Source organism: Gemmobacter serpentinus (assembly GCF_008973825.1).
GTDB lineage: Bacteria > Pseudomonadota > Alphaproteobacteria > Rhodobacterales > Rhodobacteraceae > Gemmobacter > Gemmobacter serpentinus.
Genome location: NZ_WCHR01000007.1, coordinates 114,467 through 133,852 on the forward strand (window position 1 = coordinate 114,467; position 19,386 = coordinate 133,852).

The window sequence follows — 19,386 nt, forward strand, 5'->3', positions numbered from 1 at the left end:
GACCGCACGGCCCTCTGGCGGCAGGTCATGCGGCAGGAGGCGCGCATGTATCCCTATATCCGACTTCTGAAGGAAGTGTTGAAGGCGCGCCGGGCGCCGCGGCTTGGCATTCTGGACACCCATATCAGCGAACATATCTGCTGGCCCTGGGATATCGACCCGTGGCTGGAGCTTAACAATGGCCGCACCCTGACGCTGTTCGATCTGGGCCGGGTGCCCTTGGGCATCCGCACCGGGCTGGACAAGGCGGTGATGAAAAACGGCTGGGGCATGGCGATTGCGGGCAATTCCACCCGCTATCGCAAGCGTGTGACCACGTTTCAGCGCATCACCATGCACTCGCGCTGTGTCGGATGGGATGCGCGCTTCATCTATATCGACCAGAGCATGTGGCGCGGCGATGATTGCACCAGCCAGATGCTGGCACGATCGGCCTTCACTTCGCGGCAGGGGATCGTGGCACCGGAACGGGTTATTGCGGCCATGGGGCAGGATGCGCAAAGCCCGGCCTTGCCGGATTGGGTGGTCGAATGGATCGCCGCCGACGCGGCCCGCCCCTGGCCACCCGAAATCTAGTCGGCCACGGCCGCCCCCGGCCTCATCGCCCCCCGGCCTCGTCATCCCCCAGTCTCGCAGGCCACAATCTCTTCACCCCCAGCCTGGTGGCCCGCAGTCTCGCTGCGACTCAGGTCCTTGCGTGTCTCGTCAAGCCTGTGCTTGCGCGCAGGCCCGGTTTCGGGCTTCATCGCGCGAAAGGGCGTGGACAAGCGAGACGGGTATGGCATCGGTAAAACGGCGGATCTGGGGCTGGTTCTTTTTCGATTGGGCCAGCCAACCCTATAACACGCTTCTGCTGACCTTCATTTTTGGCCCCTATTTCGCCGAAGTGGCGCGGGCGCATTACGCCACGCTCGGCATGGCACCCGATGCGGCGGCTGCCGAGGCACAGGCGCTTTGGGGCTATGGGCAGACCATATCGGGCGTCATTATCGCCCTTCTGGCACCGATCCTGGGTGCGGTCGCCGATGGGTCAGGGCGGCGCATGATCTGGATCTGGGTCTTCTCCGCCTGCTATGTGATCGGTGCCTTCGGGCTTTGGTATCTGATGCCAGAGGCCCCGATGCTGATGCTGGCCATTGCCTGTTTCGGCATCGGTCTGATCGGTATGGAATTTGCCACCATCTTTACCAATGCGCTGATGCCCAGCCTTGGCACGCATGAGGAAATGGGCGCGATCTCCGGCTCTGGCTTTGCCTTTGGCTATGCAGGCGGCGTGCTGGCATTGGTTATCATGCTGCTGTTCTTTGCCGAAAGTGGCAGCACCGGAAAAACCCTGATTGGCCTCGATCCGGGCTTTGGCTGGCTGGATGGCGCAACGCGTGAGGGCACCCGCGCCGTCGGCCCCTTCACCGCGATCTGGTACGTCATCTTCATGGTGCCCTTCTTCCTTTGGGTGAAGGAACCAAGGCAGACCGGCAGCCGCCGCCCCCTGAAGCAATCGCTGGCCGATCTGGGGGCCCTTCTGAAAAGCCTTCCCACGCGCAAAAGCCTGTTCGCCTATCTGATGTCGTCGATGTTCTACCGCGACTCGCTGAATGCGCTTTACGGCTTTGGCGGCGTCTATGCCTCGGGCGTGCTGGGCTGGAGCGTGACCCAGATCGGCATTTTCGGCATCATTGGCGCGATTGCAGGCGCGCTGGCCACATGGATCGGCGGCAAGGTCGACACTTTGCGCGGGCCAAAGCCGGTCATCGTCACCTCGGTCTGGGTGCTGATTGTGGTCTGCGCGGTCATCGTCGGCATGTCGCGCGAACAGATCTTCGGGATGGAGCTTTCGCCGGGATCCTCGATCCCGGACGTGATCATGTATGCCTGCGGCATCCTGATCGGCGCGGCAGGCGGCACGGTGCAGGCGGCCTCGCGCACGATGATGGTGTTCCACACCACACCCGAACGCGCGACCGAGGCCTTTGGCCTGTTCGCCCTCTCGGGCAAGGCCACAGCCTTTATCGCGCCATTGGCCATCGCCATCGCCTCGGATCTGAGCGGATCACAGCGTATTGGCGTGGCACCGCTGATTGGGTTGTTCCTGTTCGCGCTCATTCTGTTAATCTGGGTCAAACCGAATGGTGAACAGGCCCCGTCATGATCCGTGCTTTTTCCGTTGCCCTGCTTCTGGGCCTTTCTGCCCTGCCCGCCTCGGCGCAGCAGCTGGCGAACCAGTTGTTTGGTGCCCATGCCACCCCCTCGAAACAAGCGTCGATGCCAATCGGGTCTTACGCCAAGGGCTGTGCGGCAGGCATGGTAGAATTGCCGGAAACCGGGCCGACATGGCAGGCGATGCGCCTGTCACGGCATCGCAATTTCGGCCAGCCGGAACTGGTGCAATATCTGGTCGACCTGTCCTATGCGGCAACGCAGATCGGTTGGCGCGGCCTTTACATCGGCGATATGAGCCAGCCGCGCGGCGGCCCGATGACCTCGGGCCATGCCAGTCACCAGATCGGGCTTGATGCAGATATCTGGATGTTGCCCCCCAAAAGCCTGCAATTGTCGCGCAAGGAACGTGAGAAGATCAGCTCCATCCCCGTGCGTTCGGCCGATCAACGCAGCGTGACCCGCAACTGGACACCACAGCATCATGCCCTGCTGCGCGCGGCCGCCTCCGATCCGCGCGTCGACCGTATCTTCGTGGCGGCGGCCGTGAAGATCGAGATGTGCAAGACCGCCAAGCGCCGTGACAAGGCCTGGCTGCAAAAGATCCGCCCCGTTGCGGGCCATGACACGCATTTTCATGTCCGGCTGAAATGCCCGGCAGGGGCCACCGCCTGCCAGCCCCAGACCCCCACGGTCGATGAACTGTCCAAGGGCGGCAATGGCTGTGATGATACATTGATGTGGTGGGTGACGGATTACCTCAATCCGCCGAAACCCACCGGCAAGCCGCCGAAAGACCCGGAAGAGCCCAAACGCCATCCGCGCCAATATACCATGGCCGATCTGCCTGCCCAATGCGCCGCCGTTCTCTCTGCGCCCTGATCCTTCTCGCCGCCATTGGCGGCGCGCAGGCGCAGGAGACCGGCTATATCGGCAGCTTCACCTGGCGGTCGGATGATCCGCGCCTGGGCGGGATGTCGGCGATTGATCTGGATGCAAGCGGCACGCGGTTCACCGCGCTGTCGGATCGCGGCGGCTGGACCGAGGGGCGGCTGATCCGCAATGCGCAAGGGCGTATCACCGGCATCGAGGCTGCGCCGATCCGCCTGCTGAAAGGCAAGGGCAAGGCCCCTCTGGAAAAGGGGCGCAATGACAGCGAGGGGCTGGCGATTGCCGAAGACGGCACCGCCTATGTCTCGTTTGAAGGGGCGGCGCGGGTCTTGCGTTACCGCGACCTTGCGGGCCCCGCCGAGAACCTGCCCGTCGCTGCGGCATTCAAAAAGATGCGCAGCAATGCGGCATTGGAGGCCCTTGCGATTGCCCCCGATGGCACGTTGTTCACCCTGCCAGAGCAATGGGGCAAGCCCGATCAGCCCTTCCCGGTGTTCCGCTTGCCCCCCGGCGGCAAATGGGCGCGCGCCTTCACCATCCCGAAAATCGGGGAGTTCCTGCCGGTCGGGGCCGATTTCGGACCTGACGGCAAGCTCTATGTGCTGGAACGGCAGTTTCGCGGTATATTGGGCTTTGCCTCGCGCGTGCGCCGCTTCACGCTGGATGGCACCGGCGAGACGGTGTTGCAGACCCCACTTGGCACGCATGACAATCTTGAAGGCATCGCGGTCTGGCGCGATGCGGCGGGCAGCCTCCGCCTGACCATGATCGCCGATGACAATTTCCGGTTCTTCCTGACCACCCAGATTGTCGAATATCGGATTCCCGATTGACCGATCCGCCGCCCCGGCGTATCGGGGCGGCTGCCTGTGCAACCTTGCCTCCCGCAACCTTGCCCCAACGACGGGGCCAAGTCTCCGCGACCTTGTAAAAAACGGAAATGACATGACCAGAATGCTCGTGCCCGGCGTCATCGCCATGGCGGCCACAGTCGTCGCCTCCAATATCCTTGTGCAATATCTGCTTGGCCCATGGCTGACCTGGGGGGCGCTGACCTATCCGGTCGCCTTCCTCGTCACCGATATCATCAACCGTATCCATGGGGTGAAAGCCGCACGTCAGGTCGTGCTGGTGGGCTTTGTGGTCGGGGTCGCCTGTTCGTTGATCGGTTCGCAGATCATGGGCGAGTTCGGACCGCTGGTCACGCTGCGCGTGGCGATCGGCTCCGGCCTTGCCTATCTCTGCGGCCAGCTGACCGATGTGACCGTGTTCAACTGGCTGCGCCGGGGCAGTTGGTGGCGGGCACCGCTGGTCTCCACGCTGGTCTCCTCCACCATGGATACCTGCATCTTCTTCAGCATCGCCTTTGCCTCTGGTCTCAGCTGGATCGACCCCGCCGCCGATGTGGCCTGGGCCAATGAGGCCCTGCCGCTGCTGGGATATGGCCCCATCGTCCCGCTGTGGATCTCGCTCGCCGTGGCGGACTGGATGGTAAAGCTGGCGATGGCCGCTGTTGCACTTGTGCCATTCCGAATGCTTGTCGGAAAATTGACGCAACGGGCTGTGTAAATTGTTTTGACAAACCCAAAATCTGTGTCACGCTCCCTATATCGGCAATCTTTTGAAAGGAGGTGATCCAGTGTCTAGAGTGATATTGGAGAGAGGTGTCGGGACAGTCGGAGGGTGTGATTACTAGGGCAACCCCTTGGAAATCATGACTTTGATTGGGCTTGTAACCTAACTGGCCCATCTCCTTGGAACTCGGAAAGGGTTGCCGTCCATGCGGCAACCCTTTCTCTTTGCAGCCACCTTAAAATGCTTGGGCATTTCTGCTTAAAATATGACAGCTTTATGAACGCCCATGCGGATCGTGAATAATTCGGCAATCATTTAGGCAATTGCGAAAGCCGCCTTCCGCAATAGGCGCAAGCCAGATCACCCGATCCACCGGAGGGTGCGAACACCCTCCGAAATTACCCTTGCATCAGAACTTTCGCCTCATGCGCCTTCAGGGTCATGCGGGCCGCGCTGAAGCTGCGCGGCAGATCCTGCGCCGCAAGCTCCGGGAATAGTTTCAGCACCTCGTCGCGGCTTGGGCAATCGAGGCCCGACATGCTGCGCTCACCGGGCTGGAAGCTTTCGCTCCAGGTGCCGTCGCCAAGAACCAACTCGTGCCGGTCAAACAGCAGGTGCAGATAGGTCACGTCCTTCAGCGCCGCAAGTTCGATCCCCGGCAGGCCAACCAGATGAATCGCCCGCACCAGAACCTCATCGACCCCGAACATCAGTTCGGCGCGCTGGCCGGTCACCAGCATACGGTGCTGGCGCGAGACCAGCATATCCCGCTCCGGCAGGCCCGCCCCCAATGCCCCCTTGCGGATCCGCACCGGCTGCAGTGTCGGGTCGGCGATCAGTTCACCGATACCAAGACGACGATGCCCGATCCAGCGGATCACCTGCTGGCCATGATCTCGGGTCAGCACGCGTTGGCCCACCTTCAGATCCTCAACCGCCATTTCGCCACGGTCAGTGACGATGCGGGTGCCAGGTGTAAAGCAGGCCACGATCTTTTCGATATTGCGGAAGGTGATTGTGCCGGTGACATTGCCCCAGAAATCAAGGAACTGGATGATGCCGTTCTCGGGGTTTGACGGATCGCGGATGATCCGGCGCGGCCCAAGGCCCGTCAGGTCGATGGTGTCGACATCATCGCCCGCCTCGCCCCCATCGATGGTGTCGCCGTAGCCGGCATAGAAGGTGTCGCGATCTGCGCCGCCCTCCAGGCTGTCATTGCCGGAACCCCCGACCAAAGTGTCGCGCCCTGCCCCGCCATAAAGCGTGTCATTGCCCTCGCCACCTTCAAGATAGTCATCGCCGTCACCGCCCGACAGCGTGTCATTGCCCCAACCGCCGTATAGGCGGTCATTGCCGGAACCACCGTCCAGGCTGTCATTGCCCCAATCACCATACACCGTGTCATGGCCGCTGCCGGCATTTACGGTGTCATTGTCATAGCCCGCATCGACATAGTCATTGCCCGCCCCGGCATCGACGGAATCATTGCCGAATCCGGCAAGGATGGTGTCATCCCCGTCGCCACCAGACACGGTGTCATTGCCATAGCTGGCATCGATCAGATCATTACCGTCATCGCCCGAGACATTGTCATCGCCATTCCCGGCATAAAGCGTGTCATGCCCGCCGCCGCCATAGATCAGGTCGTTGTTTTCGCCGCCATAGACAAGGTCATTGCCGCCGCCTGCCAACACCGTGTCATTGCCGGTGCCCGCGTCGATGCTGTCATCGCCATCGCCGCCATCGACACTGTCCTGACCGTCGCCGGCTAGGATCGTGTCATTGCCGCTGCCGCCAAGGGCGGTGTCATGCCCGGTGCCCAGTTCGATCCGGTCATGGCCATCGCCACCATCGACCCGGTCATCGCCATCACCCGCATAAAGCAGGTCATTGCCCGCATCCCCGAACAGCGTATCATTGCCGGTGCCACCAAGAAGGCTGTCATTGCCCTCGCCACCAGCCAGACTGTCGGCCCCATCGCCGCCGTCCAGAGTGTCATCGCCGGTGCCCCCAAACAGCGTATCGTCGCCATTGCCGGCGTAAAGCAGGTCATTGTCGGCCCCGCCATCCAGATAGTCGCGGCCTTCACCGCCCGTCAGCGTGTCGCGACCGGCACCGCCCAGGATACGGTCATTGCCATTGCCCCCGTCAAGGCTGTCATCCCCGTCACCGCCATCCAGGCTGTCATGGCCCTCTCCGCCCAAGACGGTATCATTGCCAAGCCCGCCCAGCAGCGTGTCATCGCCCTGACCGCCATCGACACTGTCATTGTCTGCACCGCCATCAAGGTAGTCATTGCCCGCACCGCCCCAAAGCGTGTCAAAGCCCGCCCCCCCCAGCAGCGTGTCATTGCCATTGGCCCCATCGAGCGTGTCATTGCCCGCACCGCCATCAAGGCTGTCATGGCCTTCGCCACCCTGCAGGGTGTCATTGCCGGTGCCACCCAACAGGGTGTCGTCGCCCTGTCCGCCATCAAGGCTGTCATTCTCGGCACCGCCATCCAGATAGTCGTTGCCCGCCCCACCCCAAAGCGTGTCGAACCCGTCTCCGCCCAGCAAGGTGTCGTTGCCATTGCCGCCATCCAGCGTGTCATTCTCGGCACCGCCATCAAGGCTGTCATGACCCTCGCCACCCACCAGCGAGTCACGGCCCGCACCACCAATCAGCGTGTCATTGCCGTCGCCGCCTTCGAGCCGGTCATTATCGGCCCCGCCATCCAGCCGGTCATCGCCTGCCCCGCCGATCAGCGTGTCAAAGCCATCGCCGCCAATCAGCGTGTCATTGCCTGCGCCGCCTTCAACGCTGTCATTGCCGCTGCCTGCGTCGATGCTGTCATTGCCATCGCCGCCAAACAGGCGGTCATTGCCCTCTTCGCCCCAGATCGAATCTTCGCCGCTGCCGCCGATGATCGTGTCATTGCCGATGCCGCCATAAAGGATGTCATCGCCGCCGCGACCATCCATGGAATCGTCGCCAGCGGCACCATAGAAGATATTGGTATAGATATCGGAGCCGGTGCTGCTGGATCCGTCATAGCCCAGAATGGTGTCGTTATAGGCGCTGCCGATAATGCCATCGATGCCCGACAGGGTATCGCCGGTGCCATGGCCGCCGGTGATGGTGTAGGAGGCCAGATCGACATTGATCGCGCCATTGGAGCCGCTGTAATCCGCGATATCAAGGCCACCGCCCCCGGCAAGGATATCCGCGCCCGCGCCGCCGATCAGCGTGTCATTCCCCCAGCCGCCGTAAAGCCGGTCATTGCCCGCGCCGCCGTCCAGACGGTTGGCCCCATCATCGCCGGTCAAGGTATCGGCATAGTTCGAGCCCACCAGATTTTCGATGTCGCGCAGCGTATCGCCAGCCGCATCGCCGCCCGTGCCGCCCCCGAGCGTGATCGTGATGATGCCCAGATCGATGCCGAACGGATCGGTGCCCGCGCCGGAGCCTTCCCCCAGCGAGACATTCACCCCCGAACCAGAGGCCGAATAATCTGCCGTGTCGATGCCGTCGCCACCGTCCAGCCGATCGGCCCCCGATCCGCCGATCAGCGTGTCATTGCCTGCCCCGCCATAAAGCGAGTCCGCGCCAAGCCCGCCATATAGCAGGTCATTCCCGGCAGCGCCGGAAATGGAATCCGCGAAAAGCGTCCCGGTCAACGTGTCGTTGCCGGACGTCCCATTGATGTTCGCCACGATGGTCTGCCTGTGATGCCCGAGGTTTTCCCCGGTGCGATGCTGCTCGAGGATCAGACTACGTCAGGAATGCGGCGGAATTTAGTCAATTAAGGCGGGACCATGGCGAAAACAGGTCGCCTGTGACGAAAAAACCCCGGCAAAGCCGGGGTTTCTGAAAGCGACCGCCTGAAAATCGATCAGTTGTCGTCGTCTTCGTCTTCATCATCGCCTTGCGGCAGGTTGAAGAAGCTGTCGGCATCGGAATAATCCGCCGGGCTTTCTTCTTTTTCCACTTTGGTGAAAGCATCAAGACCCGCGAGTGCGTCTTCGTTGCGCGCATCCGGTGCCATGCCCAGGGACTGCTCGGTCGACACCAGTTTGCGACGCTCGTCATCCGACATCACGCCGCCCTCGGCTGCCTTCTTGCGGGCCGCAGCCTGCACGATGGTGTCCAGTTCGGACTGGCGGCAGAGACCAAGCGCCACCGGATCAATGGGCTGGATGTTCTGGATGTTCCAGTGGGTGCGCTCGCGGATCGAGGCGATGGTCGGCTTGGTGGTGCCGACCAGCTTGCTGATCGCGCCATCCGAAAGTTCAGGGTGAAACTTCACCAGCCACAGGATCGCGGCCGGACGATCCTGACGCTTGGACAGCGGCGTATAGCGCGGGCCGCGGCGCTTTTCCTCGCCGACAGCGGCGGGGTTGTGCTTCAGCCGCAGGCGATAAAGCGGATCCTTCTGGCCACGCTCGATCTCGATCGGGTCCAGCTGGTTGTTGCTCACCGGGTCAAACCCCTTGACGCCCGTCGCCACATCGCCATCGGCAATGCCCTGAACCTCAAGCTCGTGCATACCGCAGAAATCGGCGACCTGCTTGAAGGTCAGCGTCGTATTGTCCACCAGCCACACGGCCGTCGCCTTGGCCATCAGAGGTCTCGACATGAGGATCACTCCTTTACAAATCTCTCCCGTGCCGGGAAAACGGCTGCAACCGATCCGGCTGCGATTTCCACGTTTTTAGGGAATTCAACCGTTCCTATAATGCGAATCCGCTGCGGGGGAAAGAGAAAATGCGTGCAATTGCAGGGGCCCTTCTCGCCAGTGTGATCGGGATCGGCCTGCCGGGCATGGCGCGCGCCGAGGGGGAACCAGCGGGCGATTTCGACTATTATGTCATGGCGCTCAGCTGGTCGCCCAATTGGTGCGCGCTGGAGGGCGACGGGCGCGGCGCGCCGGAATGTCGAAAGGGGGCGGCACGCGCCTTCACGCTGCACGGTCTTTGGCCGCAATATGAAGAGGGTTGGCCCTCTTACTGCCGCACGGTGGAGCGCGATCCCTCGCGTCAGGAAAGCGAAGGCATGGCTGATATCATGGGGGCATCCGGCCTTGCCTGGTATCAGTGGAAGAAGCACGGGCGTTGCGCCGGCTTGCCTGCGCGGACCTATTACCAGACCATGCGCGAGGCCTTTGCGGGCGTGAAGATCCCTGCCGTATTCCCCAGGGTGAACAAACAGCTGAAAGTGCCCGCCGAAGTGATCGAGGGGGCCTTCCTGGAGGCCAATCCGCAGCTCAAACGCGATCAGGTGACCATCACCTGCGCCTCGGGCATGATCCAGGAGGTGCGGATCTGTCTGACCAAGGATCTGGAGCCACGCCGTTGCGGACGCGACGTGATCCGCGACTGCACGCTGAAGGATGCGGTGCTGGACCCCGTCCGCTAAGCGGACCGCGATTTTTCGCCGAAAAATCGAGGCCCCCCTGCGGTCAGGTTCAGATCAGGCCTTCCTTGCGGAACAGGGCCTTCAGATCAGCCTCGGGACGCGCGCCGAAATGGCTGATCACTTCGGCGGCCGCCACACAGCCCATGCGGCCCGACACTTCAAGGCTTTGGCCGGTGGCCATGCCGTAGATAAAGCCTGCGGCGAACTGATCGCCCGCCCCGGTCGCATCCACCGGCACCACACGGCGCACCGGCACCACGGCACGCTCGTCCCCGCGCAGCACGATCACCTCTTCGCCCGAGCGCGTGCAGGCCACCAGCCCGGCATCCTGCGCCGCCTGTTTCAGCGCGCTATCGAGATCGGTCTGATACAGGCTTTCCCATTCGTGCTGGTTGCCGATCACATAATCCAGATCGCGCACCAGACGGCGGAAATGATCGCGGTGACGGTTCACGCAGAAGGGGTCCGACAGCGCGATGCCCGCGCGCCCGCCCGATTGACGGCAGAGTTTCGCCGCGCGTTCAAACGCCTCCATTCCCTTGGGCTTGTCATACAGATAGCCCTCAAGGAACAGCACTTCGGTATCGCCCGCCACCTCGTCGCTCACATCCTCCGGCCCCAGTTCCGAGGAAATGCCGAGATAGGTGTTCATCGACCGCTCGCCATCGGGGGCCACGAAGATCATCGACCGCGAAGTCGGCAACTCGCCACCCGGCACCGGCGGGTTCACGAAGGCCGTGCCCTCATCGCCCATGGCCTTGGCATAGAACCGCCCCAAAGCGTCGTCATGCACACGGCCAATAAAGGCCGCGTTCAGCCCCAGCATCCCCAGCCCTGCCAGCGTATTGGCGACCGATCCGCCCGGGGCCTGCACCCGGTCCTTCATCGCAGCGTAAAGCAGTTCGCCCCGCTCGCGCTCCACCAGTTGCATGATGCCTTTCTCGATGCCCATCAGCTCCAGAAAGCTGTCATCGGCCTGCGCAAACACATCGACGATGGCATTGCCGATGCCGACAACCTGATATTTCTTCATGCGGTTTTTTCCTCAAAATGACAAAGGTCCTGGATCAGACAATCCGGGCAACGGGGTTTGCGGGCGGTGCAGATGTAGCGCCCATGCAAAATCATCCAGTGATGGGCGTGTTGCTGGAACTCGGCCGGGATGTGATCTTCGATGGCGCGCTCCACCACATCGACATCCTTGCCGGGGCAAATGCCGGTGCGATTGCCAAGGCGGAAGATATGGGTATCCACGGCCTGGGTCGGCACATGCCACCACATGTTCAACACGACATTGGCAGTCTTGCGCCCGACACCGGGCAGGGATTGCAGGGCGGCCCGGCTGCTTGGCACCTCGCCACCATAGTCATTGACCAGAATTTCCGACAGCCGGATCACGTTCTTGGCCTTCTGGCGGAACAGGCCGATGGTCTTGATCGCCTCTGTCACGCCCTCGATCCCGAGGTCGAGCATCTTCTGCGGTGTGTCCACGCGCGCAAAAAGAGGGCGCGTTGCCTTGTTCACCCCTGCATCGGTCGCCTGTGCCGACAAGGCCACCGCCACCAGCAGCGTATAGGCATTGGTGTGATACAGTTCACCCTGCGGTTCCGCCTCTTGCGTACGGAACCGGGTAAAAATCTCGCGGATGCTATGGTAATCCAACTGTCGAGCCATGGCGCTTCCTAGCCCGCGGACGCGCCGCTGCCAAGCAAAGCCGCAGGTTCCGGGTCGCTGCCCGCATTTTTACCGCCTATTGTGACAGCAAGAACCAGTTGAGACCGATCATGACCGACCAATCCAGCCCCTATCATTACCGCGTCATCGCCCGCGCCCTGGCCGAAATCGACGCGGGCGGGCCGTCCTTGACGCTGGACGGGCTGGCCGGCCGCATGGGCATGAGCCCCGCGCATTTCCAGCGCATCTTCTCGCAATGGGTAGGGGTCAGCCCGAAACGCTACCAGCAATATCTGACGCTGGACCATGCAAGGCGCCTGCTGGCCGAGCGGCATTCGGTGCTGGAAACCTCACACGCGACCGGGTTGTCTGGCGGTGGGCGACTGCATGATCTGTTCCTGCGGTGGGAGGCCATGACACCGGGCGAGTTTGCCCGGGCTGGCGCGGGTCTGACCATTCGCTATGGCTGGTTTGACAGCCCCTTCGGCCCGGCGCTTGTCATGGCCACCGATCGCGGCATCTGCGGTGTGGGTTTTGCCGCCGAGCAAGGCGAGGCTCAGGTGCTGGCCGATCTCAGCGCCCGCTGGCCTGGTGCGCGGGTCCTCGAAGATGCCCCTGCCCTGCGGGTTTGGGCGGATGCGGCCTTTGGCGGAGGGACGCAGGCACCGCTGCATCTGATCGGTGCGCCCTTCCAGATCAAGGTCTGGGAGGCGCTGCTGGCCGTGCCATCCGGCCATGTCACCACCTATTCCGATCTCGCCCGCGTGATCGGCCATCCGGCGGCTGTGCGCGCCGTCGGCACCGCCGTGGGGCGCAACCCGATCAGCTTCCTGATCCCCTGCCACCGCGCCTTGCGCAAATCAGGTGGCCTTGGCGGTTACCATTGGGGTCTGCCGGTCAAACGCGCGATGCTGGCATGGGAATCCGCGCGCAGCGAAACCGAAGCCGACCCCCATACCGCGCCCGCCGCCTGACGCGAAACCGTGAACGCGCTGAAATGTGATGGGCAATTTTTTGCTGCACATCATGCAACGAATTCCGCTTTGCCACGTTAATGGGCTAAGCTGGGGGCAAGGCCCGGCTGGGCTGACCATAACGAGGCATGACCATGACCATCAAAACCTCCCTGATTTGCGGCCTGCTGGGCGCAAGCCTGCTCGCAGGCTGTGTGCAGGACCCCTATCGTTACGAGGACCCCAATGCGCGCGCCAAGGGCGGCGCATTGGCAGGCGGGTTGATCGGCGCCGTGGCAGGCGCCAAGTCGGGCGGTGATGACCGTCTGGCCAAGGCCGTGATCGGCGGCGCCATCGGCGCGGCGGCCGGCGGGGCCATCGGCAGCGCGCTGGATAACCAGGCGGCAGAACTGCGCCAGCAACTCGGCGGCAATGCCAATGTGGTGAACACCGGCAATGGCATCAATGTCACCATGGGCCAGGACGTGCTGTTCGCCACCGACAGCTTCACCGTGCGTCCTGATCAGGCCTATAACCTGAACGCCATCGCTCAGAACCTGTTGCGCTATCCCAATAGCCGCGTGGAAATTGTCGGCCATACCGACAGCGACGGCGACGCCGCCTATAACCAGACCCTGTCGGAACGCCGCGCGGCAGCCGTCAGCAATGTCATCGCCGCCAATGGCGTGCCGGCCAGCCGCCTTTCGGCCTATGGCCGCGGCGAAAGCCAGCCGATTGCCTCGAACCTGACCGCGCAGGGCAAGCAACAGAACCGCCGGGTCGAGATCAGCATCATCCCGCTGCGCTGATCCTCCTGGACATCGATCTTGGGGCGCGGTTCTGCCGCGCCCTTTTCCATTGCCGTTTCGCCTGATCGGTCATATTTTTTAACCAGCACCTGTGCCTTTATGCAAAGCCACGTTCTTGGCCCCCGCCGGAGACCCCATGCCCTTCGAGAAGATCGCCGCCGAAAAACTTTCGCAGTCCGTCTCGCGTCAGATCGAATTGTTGATCCTGCGCGGCATCCTGCGCCCCGGTGAGCGGCTTCCGGCTGAGCGCGATCTGGCCGAACGCATGGGCGTGTCGCGCCCCTCGCTGCGCGAGGCGCTGGAGGCGCTGGAACTGAAGGGCTTGCTGGTCACCCGCCCAGGTGCCGGTTGTTTCGTGGCCGAAGTGCTGGGCAATGCCTTCGCGCCTGCGCTGGTGGAACTGTTCTCGGCGCATGACGATGCGGTGCAGGATTACATCGCCTTCCGCCGTGATCTGGAATCCCTGGCGGCCGACCGCGCCGCCCGGCTTGGCTCGGCCACCGACCTGGAGGTGATCGCGACGATCTTCACCAAGATGGAGGCCGCGCATCTGAAGCGCGACCCCTCGGATGAAGCTGCGCTGGATGCCGAATTTCACATGGCCATCATCGAGGCCAGCCATAACATCATCATGCTGCATATGATGCGGTCGATGTTTGATCTGTTGAAACAGGGTGTGTTCTACAATCGCCAGATGATGTTCCGCAATCGGATCACCCGCGACAACCTGCTGGACCAGCACCGCGCCATCAATGCGGCCATTCAGGCGCGCGATCCGTCAGCAGCCCGGGCGGCGGCGGCATTGCATATGGATTATGTTGAACAGGCTTTGGCCGAACATGCCAAGGCCGAACGCAATGAGGCAATTGCCCGCCAACGCATCGAACACGAGCGCAGTCGCTGATTCACGGACACTGGAAAGGCCAAAGAAAAACCCGGCCACAAGGACCGGGTTTTTCAGATCGTATCGGGCGCGTCGAAGATCAGTGCAGCTTGGCTGCAACCTGATCGATGGCCTCATCGATGGTGGCCGCAGCGCCTTCGGTCGAAAGCTGCTTCGACAGCACGCTGGAGGCTGCGGCAATCGCCACATCCACGGCGCGCTCGCGCACTTCACGGATGGCACCAGCCTCGGCCGAAGCAATCCGTTCTTCTGCGGCAGCCAGACGACGGGTGATCGAGGCCTTCAGATCCTCTTTCGCTTGCGCCGCAGCGGATTGGGCTTCGGCTTTCGCCGCAGCCACGATCCGCTCCGACTGTTCCATCATCTCTTTCGACTTGCGCTCGTAAGATGCGAGAATGGCTTTCGCCTCTTCACGCAGCGCCTTGGCCTCTTCCAGCTCGGCCTTGATGGTCTGCGCACGCGCATCCAGCAAACCGCCCAGCTTGGCCGGGACCTTCATCAACAGCAGGAAGCCGACAAAGACGATGAACGCGATCAACACGATGAAATCGGTGTTTCGCAGCGAGAAGAACGGGCCACTTGCGGCAAATGCCGGGCTTGCCATCAGCGCGAACAGAACGGGGGTCAGCTTTTTCATGGGCTTACCCTTTCAGTTTCGCAGTGACAGCAGCCGTGATGCTGCGCGCGTCCGCCTTGCCACCCAGAGCTGCGACCAGCTCTTTCGCGGTGTCTTTGGCCACTTCCGTGACGCTTTCCAGCGCACCGGCGCGGATCTCGCCGATCCGGCTCTCCGATTCCGCAACCTTGGCTGCGATTTCGGCATCGGCCTTGGCCGTTGCCTTGTCGAGATCAGCCTGGATTTCGGCCTTGGCGGCAGCGACGATGGCAGCCGCATCCGCACGCGCCTTGTCCAGCGCGGCGTTATAGGCCTTCTCGGCGGCGAGCGCCTTTTGCTTCAGCTCTTCAGCTGCGGCAAGATCATTGGTGATGGTGCTGCTGCGGTCAGCCAGAACCGCCCCGATGCGGGGCAGCGCCACGAGGCGCAGCACGAAATAGATCACGACAAGCGCGACCACCAGCCAGAAGATCTGGTTCTGCCAGGTCGAGACGTCGAGTTGCGGCATACCGACGGATTGCCCCGCCGCGCCTGCCGCGTCATGCGCTTCGGTCGCCATGTGATTTCCTCACGTTCGTCAAAAACCTGGCCGGGGGGCGCAAAGCCCACCCGGCCGAGATGCCTGGACGCGTCAGGATCAGACGGCGAACATCAGCAGCAGGGCGATCAGGAACGAGAAGATGCCCAGAGCTTCGGCAAACGCGATGCCGACGAAGAGGTTAGCGGTCTGGCCGGCAGCAGCGGACGGATTGCGCAGGGCGCCTTCCAGGAACTTGCCGACGATGTTACCGACGCCGAGGCCAGCACCGGCCAGGCCGAAAGCTGCGAGGCCAGCACCGATGTATTTGCCGAGCAGAGCGAGTTCGCCTTCCATGTCGTAGACTCCTATGGTTGGAATGGCTGGATATTAAGTTCGGACCTTAGTGATGGGCGTCGCCCACCGCGTCCTTCAGATAGACGCAGGTCAGAATGGTGAAGACATAGGCCTGAACACAGGCCACGAGAACCTCAAGCGCATAGATGCCGACGGCACCCAGCACAGCGACCGGCATGATGACGGTCATCGAGGCAAAGCCCGCGAACACTTTCAGCACCGCGTGACCGGCCAGCAGGTTGCCGGCAAGACGGATGGAGTGCGAGACGGGGCGCATCATGTAGGAGATGACCTCGATCACGGCGAGGACCGGACGCAGCGCCAGCGGTGCCGAAGTGATCCAGAACATCGCGAGGAAGCCCGGGCCCTTGCGAACCAGACCCAGCAGGGTGATGCCGAAGAAGACCAGCAGCGCCAGCGTCACGGTGACCGCGACATGGCTGGTGGTGGTGAAGCTCATCGGCAGCAGGCCAAGCAGGTTGGCGAACAGGATGAACAGGAACAGCGTCATGATGTAGGGGAAATACTTCACCCCTTCATGGCCGGTCACGTCTTCAACCGTCTTGTAGACAAAGCCGTAAAGCAGCTCACCGATCGACTGCACCCGCGACGGGATGATGGCGCGGCCACGCGAGCCGAACACCATCAGCGCGATGATGACGATCACCGTCATTGCCATCCAGAAGGTGACATTGGTGATCTCATACCATTTGATATCAGTGGTGCAATCGGCGTGGGCGGCATCACAGAAGAACCGCTTCACAATGAACTGGTCCATCGGGTGAATTGCAAAACCGGTCTCAGCCAAGTTCGTCATCCTTCGGTTCCGGCGGTGGCTCCGCCTTTGTCTGCGCGTTCATGGCCCGCATCTGGCGCTCCTGCAGGTCACGGGCGGTGCCGATGACGACGCGGATGCCGGCGACGAAGCCGAACAGAAGGAAAATCACCAGCAGGATGGGCTTGGTGCCGAACATATGGTCCAGCCCGTATCCGATACCGCCCCCGACCACGATGCCGGATATCAGTTCGATCACCATCCGCCAGGCCATTTCCGCCTGCGAAAAATTCTGCCCCATTCCGGCTGGCTTGGCCTTGGCACCTTTCACCGCACCGATCCGCGCCTCAAGTCTGCGCAGCCGCTCGGCATCGGGTTCTTGCGCCATGCTCACGCCCCCAGAACAGTCTCGGGGAACCTAGACAGGGCAAGGATATGAGTCAAGCAGAACAACCCGACGCAAGGCATTGATAAATAATGATTTTGCAAATTCAACCTTGCCCCGCAACACCTGTTTGCGCTGTCACGGTGACGTGAGGCATATTCAACCTTCCGGTTGACGATCCAGGCACCGCCCGTCAAAGCTGGACCCCATGTCGCACTCCGGATCCCCGCCTCCCGACCGTCTCAGCCCGATCTTCGCGGCGCTTGCCGATCCGACCCGACGCGCCATCCTCGCGATGCTGCTGGAAGATGACATGGCGGTGACCGATGTGGCAGAGCCCTTCCAGATGTCACTCGCCGCGATTTCCAAACATCTGCAGGTGCTGTCCGAGGCCGGGCTGATCAGCCGCGAAAAGCGCGGCAGGGTGATCTGGTGCAAGCTGGAGCCCGACGCGCTGAAAGCCGCATCGGTCTGGATGCAGGGATTCGGCCAGTTCGAGCCGGTGGACCTCGACGCGCTGGAACGCTTCCTCGCGGTCGAATTGCAGGATCCCGACACGACCGGGGAATGACCTGCCATCTGCATTGCTCACAGGAAGATTGAGTATTTGGGCAAGCAGCACAGGGCATAGATCTGCACGACACGCCCAAACCGGGTATCCTTCCTAGATGACCCACAGGTGCGCTACCCCTGTCTTTGCTGCTTGCCCAAATACTCATCCTGCCTTCAGGGCCAGCTTTGCAGTCGTAACACCATCGACCGGCCTGCAACTGCGATGGCAATGCCGTCGGGCGAGGGCCCCGGCGGGGCCTGAGCCCGGCGGCGCCCGGCTCAGAGAAACCAGTCCCTGAACTGGTCGCGCAGCAGGTTCTTTTGCACCTTGCCCATCGTATTCCGCGGCAGCTCTGCCAGGATCACCGCGCCTTTGGGCTGCTTGAACCGCGCGACCCGGTCCTGCAACGCCGCCAGCACATTTTCTGGCTGTAGCTCGGCACCCTTTTGCGGGACCAGCACAGCAAAGACTGCCTCGCCGAAATCGGGATGCGGCAGGCCGATCACCGCGCTTTCCAAGACACCCGGCACCTCGTCCAGCAGCAGCTCCAGCTCCTTGGGGTAGATGTTGAACCCGCCAGAAATCACCAGGTCCTTGGCGCGCCCGACGATGGTCACATAGCCTTTCGCATCGACCTGCCCCAGATCGCCAGTGATGAACCAGCCATCGGCGCGCAACTCCTCGCGGGTTTTATCGGGCATCTGCCAATAGCCCTTGAAGACATTGGGGCCGCGCACTTCGATCACGCCGACATCGCCGGGCGCAACCTCTGCCTCGCCCTTCATCACGCGCAGCTCCACCCCCGGCAGGGGCTGCCCGACGGTGCCCGCCCGGCGGTCGCCATCATAGGGGTTGGAGGTGTTCATATTGGTCTCGGTCATGCCATAGCGTTCCAGAATGCGCTGTCCGGTTCGCGCTTCGAAATCGCGATGGGTCTCGGCCAGAAGCGGTGCCGAGCCAGAGATGAACAACCGCATATGCCCGACCAGATCGCGGTCCAGCCGGGGATCATCCAGCAGCCTTGTGTAGAAGGTCGGCACGCCCATCATCGTGGTGGCCTGCGGCAACAGCCGCAGCACCGCTTCCAGATCGAAGCCCGGCAGGAAGATCATCCGCCCGCCCGTCAGCAGGCAAAGGTTGCTGGCGACAAACAGCCCATGGGTGTGGAAGATTGGCAGGGCGTGCAGCAGCACATCGCGCCTCGTGAAGCGCCAGGCCGAGCGCAACACCTCGGCATTGGACAGCAGATTGCCATGGGTCAGCATCGCACCCTTGGATCGCCCCGTCGTGCCCGATGTATACAGGAGGGCCGCAAGATCATCCGGCCCGCATTTGGCGGGCGTGATGGTATCCGGCTGGCTTCGTGCAGCGACCGCCAGACTGCCGCTGCCATCGCTGTTCAGCGTCAGCAGTTGCGCCCCATGGCGCGCCGCAACCGGGGCCAGCGCATCAGCCTTGGCTCCATCACAGAGAAAGACCTTGGGGGTCGCATTGCCTAGAAAATAATCGACCTCATCTGCCGTATAGGCGGTGTTCAGCGGCAGGAAGACCGCACCAAGCGCCAATGCCGCCCCATATGTCGCCAGCGCCTCGGGGCTTTTGGCAATCTGAACCGCGATGCGATCGCCCTGCCCCAGCCCCGCCGCGCGCAGCGCATGGGCCTGCCGTGCCACCATGCCCAGGAAATCACGGCCGGATATCTCGCGCCCATCTGCCAGGATCAGCAAGGTATCCTTTCGCTTGGCAAGCGGCGCAAACAGGGAATCGAACAGGGTATTGGCCATGGCAACCTCCGCTATTGCCCCTTCCTGACACGCGCCCGG

At 62.4% G+C, this 19,386-nt stretch carries 20 protein-coding genes; 10 read left to right on the top strand and 10 right to left on the bottom strand.

The genetic code is table 11. The features are described from left to right. The first annotated feature begins 45 nt into the window (after window positions 1-45). From GBJ34_RS05200 to GBJ34_RS05220, 5 genes are all read left to right on the top strand, one after another. Entirely contained in the window at window positions 46-576 is a 531-nt protein-coding gene (locus tag GBJ34_RS05200; RefSeq protein WP_151718210.1) for an acyl-CoA thioesterase, read from the top strand. 202 nt (window positions 577-778) lie between these two features. Next, window positions 779-2,149: an MFS transporter gene (locus GBJ34_RS05205; protein WP_151718211.1), complete on the top strand. Its 1,371-nt coding sequence runs from the start codon at window positions 779-781 to the stop codon at window positions 2,147-2,149. Continuing rightward, on the top strand, window positions 2,146-3,039 hold the full coding sequence (mepA, locus tag GBJ34_RS05210) for a penicillin-insensitive murein endopeptidase (RefSeq protein WP_151718212.1): 894 nt from the start codon (window positions 2,146-2,148) through the stop codon (window positions 3,037-3,039). Before GBJ34_RS05205 ends, mepA begins: the two co-directional genes overlap by 4 nt. Next, window positions 3,012-3,881, top strand: a complete 870-nt coding sequence (locus GBJ34_RS05215; protein WP_151718213.1) for an esterase-like activity of phytase family protein — start codon at window positions 3,012-3,014, stop codon at window positions 3,879-3,881. Before mepA ends, GBJ34_RS05215 begins: the two co-directional genes overlap by 28 nt. Window positions 3,882-3,993: 112 nt before the next feature. Further along, window positions 3,994-4,617 (top strand): queuosine precursor transporter, encoded by a 624-nt coding sequence (locus tag GBJ34_RS05220; protein WP_151718214.1) that lies wholly within the window; start codon window positions 3,994-3,996, stop codon window positions 4,615-4,617. Between the two features lie 404 nt (window positions 4,618-5,021). On the opposite strand, the gene GBJ34_RS05225 is transcribed toward GBJ34_RS05220, so the two are convergent. Further along, window positions 5,022-8,318 carry a Hint domain-containing protein gene (locus GBJ34_RS05225; RefSeq protein WP_151718215.1) on the bottom strand — a complete coding sequence of 1,099 codons (3,297 nt, stop codon included), beginning with the start codon at window positions 8,316-8,318 and terminating at the stop codon, window positions 5,022-5,024. A gap of 179 nt (window positions 8,319-8,497) precedes the next feature. Next, window positions 8,498-9,241, bottom strand: coding sequence for a DUF1013 domain-containing protein (locus GBJ34_RS05230; protein WP_151718216.1), 744 nt, complete (start codon window positions 9,239-9,241; stop codon window positions 8,498-8,500). A 128-nt stretch (window positions 9,242-9,369) separates the two neighbouring features. Here GBJ34_RS05230 and GBJ34_RS05235 point away from each other — a divergent pair, with 128 nt between their 5' ends. Beyond that, window positions 9,370-10,020 carry a ribonuclease T2 family protein gene (locus GBJ34_RS05235; protein ID WP_151718217.1) on the top strand — a complete coding sequence of 217 codons (651 nt, stop codon included), beginning with the start codon at window positions 9,370-9,372 and terminating at the stop codon, window positions 10,018-10,020. A 49-nt stretch (window positions 10,021-10,069) separates the two neighbouring features. Here the strand turns inward: GBJ34_RS05235 and GBJ34_RS05240 are convergent, their stop codons facing one another. Both GBJ34_RS05240 and nth read right to left on the bottom strand, forming a co-directional pair. Then, the gene (locus tag GBJ34_RS05240) at window positions 10,070-11,053 is read right to left on the bottom strand and encodes an adenosine kinase (RefSeq protein WP_151718218.1); all 984 of its coding nucleotides are present in this window, start codon (window positions 11,051-11,053) and stop codon (window positions 10,070-10,072) included. Beyond that, the gene (nth, locus tag GBJ34_RS05245; protein WP_151718219.1) at window positions 11,050-11,694 is read right to left on the bottom strand and encodes an endonuclease III; all 645 of its coding nucleotides are present in this window, start codon (window positions 11,692-11,694) and stop codon (window positions 11,050-11,052) included. The genes GBJ34_RS05240 and nth overlap by 4 nt, the downstream gene beginning before the upstream one ends. Window positions 11,695-11,804: 110 nt before the next feature. Between nth and GBJ34_RS05250 the strand changes: the two genes are divergently transcribed. The 3 genes from GBJ34_RS05250 (at window position 11,805) to GBJ34_RS05260 (ending at window position 14,360) form a co-directional block, all read left to right on the top strand. Then, window positions 11,805-12,668 carry a methylated-DNA--[protein]-cysteine S-methyltransferase gene (locus GBJ34_RS05250; protein WP_151718220.1) on the top strand — a complete coding sequence of 288 codons (864 nt, stop codon included), beginning with the start codon at window positions 11,805-11,807 and terminating at the stop codon, window positions 12,666-12,668. A gap of 134 nt (window positions 12,669-12,802) precedes the next feature. Then, on the top strand, window positions 12,803-13,456 hold the full coding sequence (locus tag GBJ34_RS05255) for an OmpA family protein (RefSeq protein ID WP_151718221.1): 654 nt from the start codon (window positions 12,803-12,805) through the stop codon (window positions 13,454-13,456). 136 nt (window positions 13,457-13,592) lie between these two features. Beyond that, window positions 13,593-14,360, top strand: coding sequence for a FadR/GntR family transcriptional regulator (locus tag GBJ34_RS05260; protein ID WP_151718222.1), 768 nt, complete (start codon window positions 13,593-13,595; stop codon window positions 14,358-14,360). Window positions 14,361-14,439: 79 nt separating this feature from the next. Here GBJ34_RS05260 and GBJ34_RS05265 read toward each other — a convergent pair whose 3' ends face one another. From GBJ34_RS05265 to GBJ34_RS05285, 5 genes are all read right to left on the bottom strand, one after another. Beyond that, window positions 14,440-14,997 (bottom strand): F0F1 ATP synthase subunit B, encoded by a 558-nt coding sequence (locus tag GBJ34_RS05265; RefSeq protein ID WP_151718223.1) that lies wholly within the window; start codon window positions 14,995-14,997, stop codon window positions 14,440-14,442. 4 nt (window positions 14,998-15,001) lie between these two features. Continuing rightward, a complete protein-coding gene (locus GBJ34_RS05270) occupies window positions 15,002-15,535 on the bottom strand; it encodes a F0F1 ATP synthase subunit B' (protein ID WP_151718224.1) in 534 nt (177 codons plus the stop codon). A gap of 78 nt (window positions 15,536-15,613) precedes the next feature. After that, complete coding sequence (locus tag GBJ34_RS05275) at window positions 15,614-15,850, bottom strand: F0F1 ATP synthase subunit C (RefSeq protein WP_151718225.1); 237 nt, start codon at window positions 15,848-15,850, stop codon at window positions 15,614-15,616. 46 nt (window positions 15,851-15,896) lie between these two features. Further along, on the bottom strand, window positions 15,897-16,667 hold the full coding sequence (locus GBJ34_RS05280; RefSeq protein ID WP_226341048.1) for a F0F1 ATP synthase subunit A: 771 nt from the start codon (window positions 16,665-16,667) through the stop codon (window positions 15,897-15,899). Next, entirely contained in the window at window positions 16,651-17,013 is a 363-nt protein-coding gene (locus GBJ34_RS05285; RefSeq protein WP_151718226.1) for an AtpZ/AtpI family protein, read from the bottom strand. The genes GBJ34_RS05280 and GBJ34_RS05285 overlap by 17 nt, the downstream gene beginning before the upstream one ends. A gap of 205 nt (window positions 17,014-17,218) precedes the next feature. Here GBJ34_RS05285 and GBJ34_RS05290 point away from each other — a divergent pair, with 205 nt between their 5' ends. Beyond that, window positions 17,219-17,581: an ArsR/SmtB family transcription factor gene (locus GBJ34_RS05290; RefSeq protein WP_151718227.1), complete on the top strand. Its 363-nt coding sequence runs from the start codon at window positions 17,219-17,221 to the stop codon at window positions 17,579-17,581. A gap of 260 nt (window positions 17,582-17,841) precedes the next feature. Here the strand turns inward: GBJ34_RS05290 and GBJ34_RS05295 are convergent, their stop codons facing one another. After that, window positions 17,842-19,347, bottom strand: a complete 1,506-nt coding sequence (locus tag GBJ34_RS05295) for a malonate--CoA ligase (RefSeq protein WP_151718228.1) — start codon at window positions 19,345-19,347, stop codon at window positions 17,842-17,844. Window positions 19,348-19,386: the final 39 nt, after the last annotated feature.